Origin of the sequence: Anaerococcus prevotii DSM 20548 (assembly GCF_000024105.1) — a bacterium.
In the GTDB taxonomy this organism is placed as follows: domain Bacteria; phylum Bacillota; class Clostridia; order Tissierellales; family Peptoniphilaceae; genus Anaerococcus; species Anaerococcus prevotii.
Map to the genome: position 1 here is coordinate 50,201 of NC_013171.1, position 12,337 is coordinate 62,537.

Below are 12,337 nucleotides of genomic sequence, written 5' to 3' on the forward strand. Positions count from 1 at the left end.
CTCTAAATAACAAGTAGAAAAGTAAAATTAATTCGATTTTCTCCTTGACTTTTGTTAGCAGGTTTTCATCCTAATAACAAATCAAAAATAAGGTATATTAAAACAAAGGAGAAATATATGGAAATTGATTTACGAAGTAGGAACTTTCTTGATATGCAAGATTTTTCTGAGGAGGAGATTTTATATCTTATAGATTTGGCAGCTGAGTTTAAGAAGCTTAAGAAGGAGAAAAGGCCCCACAAGTATCTTGATGGACAAAACCTAATCCTTCTTTTTGAGGAAGCTTCTACCAGGACCAGAACTTCCTTTGAGGTTGCCGCTTTTGATTTGGGAATGGGAGTAAGCCTTATAAATTCAAACTCAAGCAAGCTCGGCGAGAAGGAATCTATCGAAGATAGTATCAATGTCTTCGATCGCTATTACGACGGTATAGTCTATAGGGGAAACAAGCAAGACATGCTAGAAAAACTTGTGAAGATGACAGAAGTTCCAATTTATAATGCCATGACAGAAAAGACCCATCCAAGTCAGATGATTTCAGATATGCTTACCATAAGGGAAAAGTTCGGCTATCTTAAGGGACTTAATTTATTATATCTAGGATATCCCGGAGATATCATGCCTAACTCCCTATCCATAACCTGTGCTAAGCTTGGAATAAATTTCACAGCAGCAGGTCCTAGGAAATATTTCCCTAAGGAAGATTTTATAAGGCTTTCTAAGGATTTTGCGAAAGAGAGTGGGTCCCAGATTACTTATACAGAAGATTTGAATTTAGCTTTAGGAAAGGCTGACATAATCTATACTGACATGTGGATTGCCCTAACAGAGGCAGACGACGTGCCTGTAGATAGGATTATGGATCTTTATCCTTATAGGGTCGATAGGGAAGTGATGGATGAGACAAAGGATACTACGATATTTATGCATTGCTTGCCTGCCTTCCATGACAAAAAATCCAAGCTTGCCCAAAAGGTCCTTGCCAAACTTCCTAAGGATATGGACTTCGATGGGATGGAAGTTACCGACGAAGTCTTTAGATCAGCGAAGTCTACAGTCTTCGATCAGACAGAAAACAGGATACCAGCTGTTAAGGCAATCTTGTATTCAACTTTGAAATATGAGTAATTATATATTTTGACAAATAATTTATCAAAAATATTTGACAAAGTCCATTTGAGCATGTATTATCTAGTTAAAGAATAAATGTGATTACAGAAAGATAGTTTATATGAATTACTTAAGAGAAAAGACGGTTGGTGCAAGTCTTGTAAGGAGTATATACTTATTCCCTCTGTATGCAGAATAGCCGAATCTAGTAAGCTATTACGGAAGCTACCGTTATCAGAAGCAAGGAGTTGATAGACTCTTGTCAAGGTAATCTTTAGATTATGAAATTTAGGTGGTACCACGAATACACTCGTCCTATACAGGGCGAGTTTTTTTGTTAGATAAAAGTCTATCGGAAATTATGGAGGATATAATGAAAATTAAGAAAATTTTAGGACTAATGTTGGCTATGACCTTACTAGGATCTTGTGGAAACAAGGCGAATGAAACAGAAAAAAGCACTGGAGAAGGATCAAGTGATAAGGCAAAGATAGGAATTGTACAAATTGCAGATCACCCTTCCTTGGATGCAGCAAGAGAAGGCTTTATAGAAAAGCTCGATAGCGAAAATATTTCCTATGAGTTAATAGATCATAGGGCAAACGGAGACCTTGCCCTAATCCCACAATTTGCGACAGACCTTAAGAATAAAGATGTTGACCTAATCTATACCATAGGCACACCAGCAGCCCAAGGAGTGGCCAATACCATAAAGGATAAGCCTGTTTTATTCGCAGCAGTAACAGACCCAGAAGGAGCAGGACTTAACGGAGAAAATATCACAGGAGTATCTGATTATGTAGAAGCAGGAAAGCTTATAGATGACTTCCTAAGCCTATATCCAGACACCAAAGTATTCGGAACAATGTATAATACCAACGAGCAAAATTCCCAAGTGCAAATCGAAGCCTTGGAAAAGGCCCTAGAAGAAAGAGGCTTAAAGCTTGAAAAACAAGGAGTTTCATCCATAAACGACATTCCTCAAGCTATAGCAAGCCTTAAGGGCAAAATCGACGCTATGGTTACAGTAACAGACAATGTCGTTGTAAATGCTATGCCAGTTATAAGCGAGGCCCTAGCCAAGGAAAACATCCCATCAATTGCCTATGACGAAGGAAGCGTTGAAAACGGAGCTTTGATGAGTGAGGGAGTTAATTACAGACAGCTTGGAAGTCAGGCAGGAGCTATGGCAGCGGAGATCCTTAAAAATGGGAAAAATGTCAAGGATATTCTTTACGAGAAGGCAGAAAATCTCAAAGTTCTTGTCAACACCAAGACTGCTGAGGCTTTGGGAGTAGACTTAGATAAAGATTTACTAAAGAATGCAGAAAAAATAGACTAAGGAGAAGAAATGACCGGCTTACTATCATCACTAGGAGCAAGTATAGAAATAGGACTAATATTTGCAATCCTTGCCATGGGCTACATGCTTAGCTACAAATTCTTAAAATATTATGACCTCTCGCTCGAAGGAACCTATCCTTTGGGAGCTTTTGTTGCAGCAGTTCTAATTCAGAAGGGCCTGGGTCCTTATCTTGGAATCTTGGGAGCTATAATATGCGGTGGAGTCGGAGGATGTCTGACCTACTTTTTCTACAAAAAGATCAAGGTAGACCCACTTCTTTCAGGAATCCTAACCCTAACCATCCTTTATTCCATAAACTTAAGGATAGGAGGGGCAAGTAATATCCCTATAGCAGGAAATCCAAATATCTTTGGGGCCCTTCCCAAATGGCCAATCCTACTTGTCCTAACCCTAGTAATCAAACTTGCAATCGACTATTACCTAAGAAGCGAGACAGGCTACCTACTTAAAATTACAGGCAATAATAGAAAACTTGTCAAACAATTAGGTAAAAATCCTGATAACTTTATCATGGTGGGGCTCATCCTATCAAATGCCCTCATAGGTCTAAGTGGAGGCCTTATGGCCAACTACCAAGGCTTTGCCGATATACAGATGGGAACAGCCATGATAGTGACAGGTCTTGCCTCAATTATTATAGGAGATACCTTGATGAAATCTAGAGATAAGCTTAGAGATACTTCAAGGGCAATACTTGGAGCAATTGTCTATAGGATTATATCAGGCCTTGCTATTTATCTGGGACTAAATCCAAACGACCTAAAGCTTGTGACCGCTCTAATTGTTATAGCCTTTATTTCCTACAATAATTACCTAGCCAATATAAAATACAAAAGGATGGTTAAAAATGCTTGAAATTAAAAATATTTCCAAAACTTTCAACATAGGCACAAGTGAAGAAAATACAATATTTAAGGACTTCTCCCTAAAGATCGAAGAAGGCCTTGCTACAACCATCATAGGACCTAATGGCTGCGGTAAGTCAACCTTGATGAATCTAATAAGCGGAAGCCTTCCTCTAGATTCAGGACAGATTTTAGTAAATGGGGTAGAGATCAGCAAACTTAGCGAGGAAAAAAGAGCAAAATATATGGGCAAGGTCAACCAAGATCCCAAAGACGGGGTGGCGACCAACCTAGATATCTACGAAAATATGGCCCTAGCCCTAAAAAAGGGAGAGAAATTCGGCCTAAGATCTCTTAAGAAAAGCTCTAATACAGAAGAAATAGTAAGAAGACTTAAGAAGTTAAATCTAGGCCTTGAAAACAAACTCCATACCAAGACAGACCTGCTTTCTGGAGGACAAAGACAATCCCTAGCCCTTCTTATGGCGACAGCTAAAAAGCCGGACCTCTTATTATTAGACGAGCACACAGCAGCCCTTGACCCAAAGACCAGTCGAAACATAATGGACATGACAAGAAGCCTTATCGATAAGGAAAATATGACAACCCTCCTAATCTCCCACAACCTAAGAGACGTTGTCAAATACTCTGATAGGATAATCATGCTAAACAAAGGAGAAATTGTCCTAGACCTTAGAGCAAAGGACATCACAGAAGACGACCTAGTCAAAGCCTATAAGGAAAAATTAGGAGAATAATATAAGGGGCTGTTGCAGAATGAATAAATCGTACCATTATCGTTAGAAGAACCTCCACGGAAAGTCTCAATAAGCCGACGGGCTAATCGCCTCCATTAGCCGGCGGGCATCATTGGCCTACCGGCCAGGAGAGGTAAAATTTCCTAAGGGAACCTTCTAACGATGGTACGATGATTATTCATAGTTTTGCAACAGCCCTTTTAAATAAAATAATTTAACGTTAAGGAAAATTTGACAGATAGATAAATCAGTGCTATATTATAAATAACAAAGATAAGAAGGGAGGGTACTTATGAAAGAAGTTCACATATTAGATACTTTAGAAGAGATAAATATAGTTAGTGATCCTATAAGACTTAAAATTATTATGACTTTAGGAGCTACACCTAAAACAGCTCAGGACTTGTCAGATGCCCTAGGAGTTAGCAGGTCCAAAATCCACTACCACCTTAAAATATTAGAACAAAATGGAATTGTCGAGGTAGTAGATACAGAGCTAATAAATGGGATTACCCAAAAATATTTCCTACCAGTAGCCAAGGCCTTTATACCGAATAGCGAAATATTTAATAATAATTTGGAAGAAAAGCAATTCACCTTCAAAATCCCTAAGAAATCTTACGAGTCTTTCGAAAAAGACTTAAATGAATTAATAGAAAAATACAGGGAGGATGATGGAGATAGTGAAAGTTTCCAAGTACAAATCTATAAATTATCTTAAAACCAGTAAGTAGAGGCTTACTGGTAAAAAAACACACAACTGTCAATAAAAACTAAACGTTAAAAATTATAATGCTTGTGATGAATAATTCAGATATATATAAGTTCAATCATAAGATTTATTTACTGAATTATTAAAAAACAAAGGAAGATATATCAGTCAAGTAAGTACAATTCTATAAATATCTTAAGCCAGTAGGTAGAAGCTTACTGGTAAAAAAATACACAACTGTCAACAAAAACTAAACGTTAAATATAAGGAGAATGTTTAAAATGATTAAAAACAAAGATTTCTATGTCCTGCTTATAGGACGACTTATCACAAACTTTGGCGATAGCCTTTATGCTATAGCTTCAACCCTCTTGGTCTACCAGATGAGTGGGTCCACTGTCTATTCAGGTATAAGTCTATTTCTAACCTCATCAACCGCCATTGTTCAATTACTTCTAAGTCCAATCTTGGATAAGATTAATATGAAGAAGTTTTTGATTCTTACCCAATTTCTACAAGCTATATTAATATTAATAATTCCTGCCTTGTATTATTTGGAAAAATTAAATGTTTACCACATAATGGTTCTTATGCCAATAATTTCCTTGCTTAACCAGCTGGTTTATCCTGGACAGATTTCTCTTCTGCCTAAGATCCTTTCCGAAGAAGAGCTTGTTACAGGAAATTCCTTGATGACTATGGCGTATCAAGGGTCAAATGCCATCTTTGATACCCTATCAGGTTTTATTATAGCGATTTTTGGCTTTATGACTGCTTTTTATGCAGACAGTGTGAGTTTTATCTTGACTGGCCTTTTGTTTTGTATCTTATCTAAAAAGCTTAGTCATTACAATGAAAGAGAAAATCAAAGTGGGGATTCTGCTATTAAAAACCACTTTAAGGGACTTAAAGAAGGTCTAGGTTTATTCAAGGATTCTAGGATTTTTGCCCTAGTCCTTGGAGTAGTCTTTATAAATTTCTCTGCCACATCTATAAGTGCAGTCTTACCTGCCTTTGCCAAAGATGAAATCTTCTATAGTCTCATGCTTGCAGGCATGGGAGCAGGAGTCCTCCTTGGTTCTTTGTTTGCAGGTCTTCCAAAGCTAAAGGAAGTATCTTTAGGAAAGCTTTATGTTTATGGAATGCTCATAGTTTCCTTAGCCTGGATATCTCTTTCTTACTTTGCTGCAAATATTAAGCTTGCAGTCGCCTTGTACGCTCTTGGTTGGTTTGTAGTAGGAATAGTTAATGTCTATGCCCAAACCATGATTCAGATGCTTGTCCCAAGTGAGAAGATTGGATCTGCCATGGGGGCTATGGTAGGTATTTCTACCTTTATGGCACCTGTCGGAGCCTTAGTCGGTGGATTTCTAGGAGAGTATTTATCAAGTTCAAAAGCGATTCTTATAGGAAGTGCCATAATTCTTTTGGTTGCTATCTACTGGGCTTTGAATAAAAATATTAGGAAGCTTCCAGCCGTAAATTATTTTGTAAAATAAAATAAACCCACTAGCTTATAAGAAGTGAGTGGGTCTATTCCGGGAGTGATTTAGTTTACCATCAAGTAGTTGAAGGCTCCGAGGGCTGCTGTTGCACCAGAGCCTGCAGCTATTACAATTTGTTTGAAGGCAGTTTCTGTAGCATCTCCTGCTGCAAAAATTCCTTCGACATTGCTTGCGCCATTCTTGTCAGTTATTATTTCGCCATGTTTATTTAGCTGGACTTCACTTTCAGTAAGCCATTCTGTATTAGGAACAAGGCCTACTTGGATGAAGCAGCCGTCGATTGCTATTTCCTTCTCTTCTCCAGAGGACCTGTCGGTAAATTTTAGGCTCTGGACCTTGCCATCTCCATAAAGGCCGGTCGTTTGGGCGTTGGTTATTATCTCTACATTTCCTAGGCTTTTTAGCTTATCTTGGAGGATTTTGTCAGCCTTAAGCTCTGGGAGAAATTCGATTACTGTAACCTTTTTGGCAAGATTAGCAAGATCAATTGCAGCTTCCACTCCGGAATTGCCGCCTCCAATTACTGCTACTGGCTTATCCTTAAAGAGGGGACCATCACAGTGGGTGCAATAGGCAACTCCCTTGTTTCTAAACTCAGTTTCCCCAGGAATTCCTATAAGTCTCCACCTAGCTCCTGTCGCAAGGATAGCTGTTTTTGCTTGTAGGGAAATATCATTATCTAGGCTCATTTCAATTAATTTATCTTTATCATTCCTCTTTATAGCTTTTGCCAAAGCTCCTGTCATGATATCTACACCAAGGGCTTGGACTTGATCCTTCATCTGATTCATGAAGTCAGGGCCTTCTGTATATTTAAAGCCAGGAATATTTTCTATAGCGAGAGTTTCGTTGACTTGACCACCAAATTCACTCGCCACAAGCCCTGTCCTAAGCCCCTTTCTTGCTGCATAAATTGCAGAAGTTGCAGCGGCAGGACCACCTCCGACTATGAGAACATCGAAGATATCCTTATTTTCAAAGTGACTTGTATCTTTAACACTTCCTAAAAGATCTAAGATCTTGTCCATAGATTGCTTGCCGCCTTCAAAGAAGTCTCCATCCTTAAAGATAGCAGGAACGGCGAGGACGTCACGACTTTCTGCCAAGTCCTTAAACATACCGCCCTCAATCATGGTGTGGTTAATATTTGGATTTAGAATCGCCATTATATTGAAGGCTTGAACCACATCTGGGCAATTGTGGCAGGAAAGAGAAACTATAGTTTCAAAATCCATCTTACCATCAAGGGCTTCTATCCTAGCCTTACTTTTATCATCAAGTTTAGGGCTAACTCCTCCCACTTGAAGGAGGGCGAGGGCAAAGGAGGCGAATTCATGGCCTAGAGGAAGGCCCGCAAAGACAATTTCTCCATGGTCGAAGTCTCCTTTTAGCTCGAAAGAAGGAGTATATTTAAGCTTTTTTTCCTCAACTTTAATTTTATCGGATAGGCTTGCTACGTCATCAATAAAGCCTTTAAGCTTCTTGGAATTTTCACCATCATCAACAGAAAGCCCAATAACGACTTCTGTTTTTAATAAGTCAAGATATTGGGCTAGCTGGTTCTTTAAATTTTGATCTAACATATTAGATTTTTCCTACAAGGTCAAGTCCTGGAGTAAGAGTAGCATCTTCTTCGCTCTCCCACTTAGCTGGACAAGCTTCACCTGGGTGAGAAGCAACATACTTAGCTGCCTTAATCTTGTTGATATTTACATTTGCCTTTCTACCGATTCCGTCTGCATTGATTTCGATAGTTTGGATTATATTTTCAGGATCAACAACAAGAGTTGCTCTTAAAGCCTTGCCTGAATCGTCAAGTAGGTCGAGTTCTCTAGTAAGGTTTTTGTTTGAATCACCGATCATTGTGTATTCAATCTTACTTATAGCCTCACTATTATCATGCCAAGCCTTGTGAACGAAGTGGGTATCTACAGATACTGAGTAAACTTCAGCCCCAAGTTCCTTTAATTCTTTATATGATTCTTGCATATCTTCAAGTTCTGTCGGACATACAAAAGTAAAATCTGCTGGATAAAAAATTAGGACAGTCCACTTATCTAGGAGGTCCTTATCAGTAACGGTAACAAATTCTTCCTTAGATGGATCGTAAGCATCTAAACTAAACTCTGGTAATTTTCTTCCTATAAAAGCCATATATATTCTCCTTAGTTTATATTTAGAGTTCAAAAGATTAAAATAATTATAATAATCATTATCACTCTTCTTAATATAATTATAATCATTCTAATTTAAAAGTCAAACTAAATCCTTAAATTTTTAGAAAACCATAGGACCAAATAGATTTTGACTGATTAAGTAAGTTCGTTATTTAGTTTTTGATATATATTTTGTAAATTTAATATTTTTCAAGACATATAAGATATAAAAGAGATAACAATTCCTAAGATAATCCTCTCAAGGATGGTACGATGATTATTCATAGTTTTGCAACGGCACTAATATATGAGTTACTATCCCTAGACTGGTAACAGGAAGGGGGTGTCCGAAATGATAGATCCATGTCAGGGTCTACTCTATTCTTTAATTGTTGCTATCATGGCAAATGTAATTAGTCACTATATTTGTAAATGGTTAGATAGTAATGAAGATGAATAGTAACTAGCCAAAAAAAAGACTGGAGCGGCAACTCCAGTCTTTTAATGTGTCCAAAATGATGAACTCTATTCTTTTAGTCACTCATATTATACTAATATTAATGGTATATTACAAGTTAGAGTAGTAATCTACAAACTTTATTGTATAGAGTCAATAGATTAAAGTAAAATAATTATAGAACTACTATGCTTTACAAGTTAGTGATTTTCTTATATTAAAATGGACAGAAAATTAACATAATCTTACATTTATTGTATAATATAGGTGGAAATGTTTTATGAAAGGAAGAAAAATGGATAAAAAAATTATTGAGATAAACGAAAAGCTAAAGGGCGGGGTTATCATGGACGTTATTAACGTCGAGCAAGCTAAGATAGCAGAAGATGCTGGTGCTGTTGCAGTAATGGCCCTTGAAAGAGTCCCTGCAGATATAAGAGCTGCTGGTGGAGTTTCCAGAATGAGTGATCCTGAAATGATAGGAAAAATCATGGATGCAGTTTCTATCCCAGTCATGGCAAAGGTTAGGATTGGTCATTTCGTAGAAGCACAAATCCTAGAAGCTTTAGGCATTGATTACATAGACGAATCAGAGGTCCTATCTCCTGCCGATGATGAAAACCATGTCGATAAGGCGAAATTTGAGACACCTTTTGTTTGTGGAGCAAGAGATTTATCAGAAGCTCTTAGGAGAATCAAAGAAGGCGCATCAATGATTAGAACTAAGGGAGAAGCAGGAACTGGTGATGTGGTTCAAGCTGTAAGACACTTAAGAAAGATCAACTCACAAATAGCAGAAGTGGCAGGCCTTACTGATGATGCTCTTTACACAAAGGCCAAAGACCTCCAAGTTGACTATGACCTATTAAAATATGTAAGAGATAATAAGAGACTTCCAGTCCTAAACTTCTCTGCAGGTGGAGTAGCAACTCCAGCAGACGCTGCCCTTATGAGACAATTGGGAGCTGAGGGAGTATTTGTTGGATCTGGTATATTTAAATCAGGCGATCCAGAAAAGAGAGCCAAGGCTATAGTAAAGGCCGTGGCAGGATACAACGATCCAAAAGTTCTCCTTGAGGTAAGCAAAAACTTAGGAGAGGCTATGGTTGGAATAAATCCTTCTGAGATAGAAGAAATAATGGAATTAAGATAAAAAATTGGTGATGTAGCAGAAATTATCCTGCTCATCACCTTTTTCTTTTAGGACTAGTAAAGTCTCTTTAATTTTTCCTCTTATTTATATTTAGAATCAAAGAAGCAGATAAAACTAGGACCATACCTAAGGCAAGTCTTAGGGTAAATACTTCTCCTAGAACTATAACTGATAGGATAGATCCGAATAGAGGAATAAAGAGCTTATAGATTCCAAATTCGTTTGCGGAATGTTGTTGAAGGACTAGGGTCCAAATAGTAAAGGCAGTTGCCGAAATAAAGGCTGCATAAACTAAGAGGATAGCCGCTTTTGATGTAAAGGAAATCCATCCTCCACTAAGGCTTCTTCCTACTATAATTAAGATAATAGATCCTACAAAAAACTGAAGGCCTGTAAGAAGATAGCCATTCATCCCCTTGCCGTACTTTCTTACAAGGACTGTACATAAGGCATTTATTGAGGTGGAAACTATGATAAAGCCTTCTCCTGTAAGCTTCATTGCCTGTCCACCGATTGGTTTTCCAGTATTTGTTATAATAATTCCAATAGTTCCTATAACTAGAGCCAGAATCATCTTTGAATTGATCTTATCTTCTGGTAAAAGTAGGGCAGAAAATATCACTACTATAAATGAATTTGCTGCTTGGATGATGGAAGATTTGACCCCGAAAGTGTTTGATAGGCCTATATAGTAGAAAAGATATTGGATACTAGTCTGGATCAAACCTAAAATTATGACAAACTTCCAATCGAGCTTCTTAAAATCCTTATAATTCTTATCGAAAATAAGAAAATAAATTAGGGTTATGATACCAGCCATAAAAAACCTAATCCCAGCTACGAGAATCTTTTGGCCAGTGTCACTTGCCCCAATTCCAAGTTCTAGGTAGGTTGTCTTTATGGTAGGGATGGCTGAGCCCCACAAAAACATAGCGAAAATCGAAAAAATAATCGCAAATTTCTTATTCTTTAACAAATTAATTCCTCCTCTTGTATTGTCTAAATAAATATATCTAATAATGACTTAATCACTTTACTAATTAATTAAAAATTAGCAAAAGCTTTTACTTTACGAATCGCTTTTATAAATATATCGTATATGCTATAATGGTAATATATCACAGATAAAGGAGAGGAAATGAAGAAAATTACGAGATTGTTAATGGCAATTGTTATGATCTTTACCCTAAGTGCTTGTGGGAATGCCGATAACAAGACAGAAGAAGTAAACGAAGACCAAAAGACTGAGACTAAGGTTGAAGAAAAGAACGACGATAAGGAAGTCGAAGATAAGAATGAGGGAGTAGGAGAAGCTGAAATAGACCTTCCTGACTTTGAGGGAAGAAGTCTAAATGTAGTCGCTACAAGTGATTCTTACGTTCCTTTGTTCGATAGGTTCAGTGAACTGACAGGAGCTAAGGTAGAATTTTTATCAATGTCTTCTGGTGAAGTTATAACTAGAACAAAGGCTGAAGGCAAGCCAATGGCGGACCTATGGTTTGGTGGTGGACTCGATGCCTTTATGGCAGCTAAGGAAGATGGCCTCCTTGATTCCTACAAGTCTGAAATGACAGATAAGGTTCCAGAAAGATTTAGAGATGAGGAAGGTTATTATACATCCAAGGGTCTTACAGTAGTGGGTTTTATTGTAAATGATCAAATCCTTGAAGAAAAGGGACTTGAAGCGCCAAAAACATGGAAGGACCTTGCCAAGGAAGAGTACAAGGGAGAGATAATCATGTCAAACCCTGCAATCTCTGGGACAAACTACGCTGCCCTTAAGGGACTTCTCGACCTATATGGGGAAGAAGAAGGCTGGGCCCTTTTTGAGAAAATCAATGAAAATATAGATTTCTACTCAAAAAGAGGAAAAGACCCACAAGAGAAGACTGCCCAAGGAGAATTTGCTATTGGAATCATTCCTGTAGACAAAAAGGCCTTTGATGCAGCTCGCGACAATGGACTTTCTGTAGTTTATCCAGAAGATGGGGTAAGCTGGGTGCCAGAAGGAGTTGCTGTATTTAAAGATAGTGAAAATGCTGATGTAGCCAAGGCTTTCGAAGACTTTATGTTGACAAAGGAAGCCCAAAAGATGATTGCAGAAATCGACGGAAAAGACACTAACCAGCTAATCGTCGAAGGAGCAGAGGGCTTTGACCTAGATCTTCCTAAGGATAAGCTAGTCGACGAGGACCTATCAACATTTGGTACGAAGAGAGACGAAATATTAAATAAATTCAAAGAAATAGCCAAGGATAAGGCTAGAGAAGAATAA

General features: G+C 37.8%; 11 protein-coding genes and 1 other annotated feature. Of the genes, 8 read left to right on the forward strand and 3 right to left on the reverse strand.

The genetic code is table 11. The features are described 5' to 3' along the window. Positions 1 to 117: 117 nt before the first annotated feature. From argF to APRE_RS00230, 6 genes are all read left to right on the forward strand, one after another. Positions 118 to 1,128, forward strand: coding sequence for an ornithine carbamoyltransferase (argF, locus tag APRE_RS00205; protein ID WP_012803515.1), 1,011 nt, complete (start codon positions 118 to 120; stop codon positions 1,126 to 1,128). A gap of 74 nt (positions 1,129 to 1,202) precedes the next feature. Beyond that, positions 1,203 to 1,431: a binding site (T-box leader), on the forward strand. 52 nt (positions 1,432 to 1,483) lie between these two features. Beyond that, positions 1,484 to 2,452 carry an ABC transporter substrate-binding protein gene (locus APRE_RS00210; protein WP_012803516.1) on the forward strand — a complete coding sequence of 323 codons (969 nt, stop codon included), beginning with the start codon at positions 1,484 to 1,486 and terminating at the stop codon, positions 2,450 to 2,452. A gap of 9 nt (positions 2,453 to 2,461) precedes the next feature. Next, positions 2,462 to 3,331, forward strand: coding sequence for an ABC transporter permease (locus APRE_RS00215; protein ID WP_012803517.1), 870 nt, complete (start codon positions 2,462 to 2,464; stop codon positions 3,329 to 3,331). After that, on the forward strand, positions 3,324 to 4,079 hold the full coding sequence (locus APRE_RS00220) for an ABC transporter ATP-binding protein (RefSeq protein WP_012803518.1): 756 nt from the start codon (positions 3,324 to 3,326) through the stop codon (positions 4,077 to 4,079). Before APRE_RS00215 ends, APRE_RS00220 begins: the two co-directional genes overlap by 8 nt. 292 nt (positions 4,080 to 4,371) lie before the next feature. Then, a complete protein-coding gene (locus APRE_RS00225; RefSeq protein ID WP_012803519.1) occupies positions 4,372 to 4,800 on the forward strand; it encodes an ArsR/SmtB family transcription factor in 429 nt (142 codons plus the stop codon). Between the two features lie 263 nt (positions 4,801 to 5,063). Next, a complete protein-coding gene (locus APRE_RS00230) occupies positions 5,064 to 6,290 on the forward strand; it encodes an MFS transporter (RefSeq protein ID WP_041449667.1) in 1,227 nt (408 codons plus the stop codon). Positions 6,291 to 6,340: 50 nt separating this feature from the next. On the opposite strand, the gene ahpF is transcribed toward APRE_RS00230, so the two are convergent. After that, on the reverse strand, positions 6,341 to 7,879 hold the full coding sequence (ahpF, locus tag APRE_RS00235; protein WP_012803521.1) for an alkyl hydroperoxide reductase subunit F: 1,539 nt from the start codon (positions 7,877 to 7,879) through the stop codon (positions 6,341 to 6,343). A gap of 1 nt (position 7,880) precedes the next feature. After that, positions 7,881 to 8,450, reverse strand: a complete 570-nt coding sequence (ahpC, locus tag APRE_RS00240) for an alkyl hydroperoxide reductase subunit C (RefSeq protein WP_012803522.1) — start codon at positions 8,448 to 8,450, stop codon at positions 7,881 to 7,883. A 754-nt stretch (positions 8,451 to 9,204) separates the two neighbouring features. On the opposite strand from ahpC, the gene pdxS reads away from it, so the two are divergent. Then, on the forward strand, positions 9,205 to 10,062 hold the full coding sequence (gene pdxS, locus APRE_RS00245) for a pyridoxal 5'-phosphate synthase lyase subunit PdxS (RefSeq protein WP_041449719.1): 858 nt from the start codon (positions 9,205 to 9,207) through the stop codon (positions 10,060 to 10,062). A 67-nt stretch (positions 10,063 to 10,129) separates the two neighbouring features. Here pdxS and APRE_RS00250 read toward each other — a convergent pair whose 3' ends face one another. Beyond that, a complete protein-coding gene (locus tag APRE_RS00250) occupies positions 10,130 to 11,038 on the reverse strand; it encodes a DMT family transporter (RefSeq protein ID WP_012803524.1) in 909 nt (302 codons plus the stop codon). Positions 11,039 to 11,200: 162 nt separating this feature from the next. On the opposite strand from APRE_RS00250, the gene APRE_RS00255 reads away from it, so the two are divergent. Beyond that, positions 11,201 to 12,337 carry an ABC transporter substrate-binding protein gene (locus APRE_RS00255; RefSeq protein WP_012803525.1) on the forward strand — a complete coding sequence of 379 codons (1,137 nt, stop codon included), beginning with the start codon at positions 11,201 to 11,203 and terminating at the stop codon, positions 12,335 to 12,337.

Coding starts and splice junctions, on each gene's coding strand:
- argF (WP_012803515.1), top strand. CDS start 118: ATGGAAATTGATTTACGAAGTAGGAACTTTCTTGATATGCAAGATTTT.
- APRE_RS00210 (WP_012803516.1), top strand. CDS start 1,484: ATGAAAATTAAGAAAATTTTAGGACTAATGTTGGCTATGACCTTACTA.
- APRE_RS00215 (WP_012803517.1), top strand. CDS start 2,462: ATGACCGGCTTACTATCATCACTAGGAGCAAGTATAGAAATAGGACTA.
- APRE_RS00220 (WP_012803518.1), top strand. CDS start 3,324: ATGCTTGAAATTAAAAATATTTCCAAAACTTTCAACATAGGCACAAGT.
- APRE_RS00225 (WP_012803519.1), top strand. CDS start 4,372: ATGAAAGAAGTTCACATATTAGATACTTTAGAAGAGATAAATATAGTT.
- APRE_RS00230 (WP_041449667.1), top strand. CDS start 5,064: ATGTTTAAAATGATTAAAAACAAAGATTTCTATGTCCTGCTTATAGGA.
- ahpF (WP_012803521.1), bottom strand. CDS start 7,879: ATGTTAGATCAAAATTTAAAGAACCAGCTAGCCCAATATCTTGACTTA.
- ahpC (WP_012803522.1), bottom strand. CDS start 8,450: ATGGCTTTTATAGGAAGAAAATTACCAGAGTTTAGTTTAGATGCTTAC.
- pdxS (WP_041449719.1), top strand. CDS start 9,205: ATGGATAAAAAAATTATTGAGATAAACGAAAAGCTAAAGGGCGGGGTT.
- APRE_RS00255 (WP_012803525.1), top strand. CDS start 11,201: ATGAAGAAAATTACGAGATTGTTAATGGCAATTGTTATGATCTTTACC.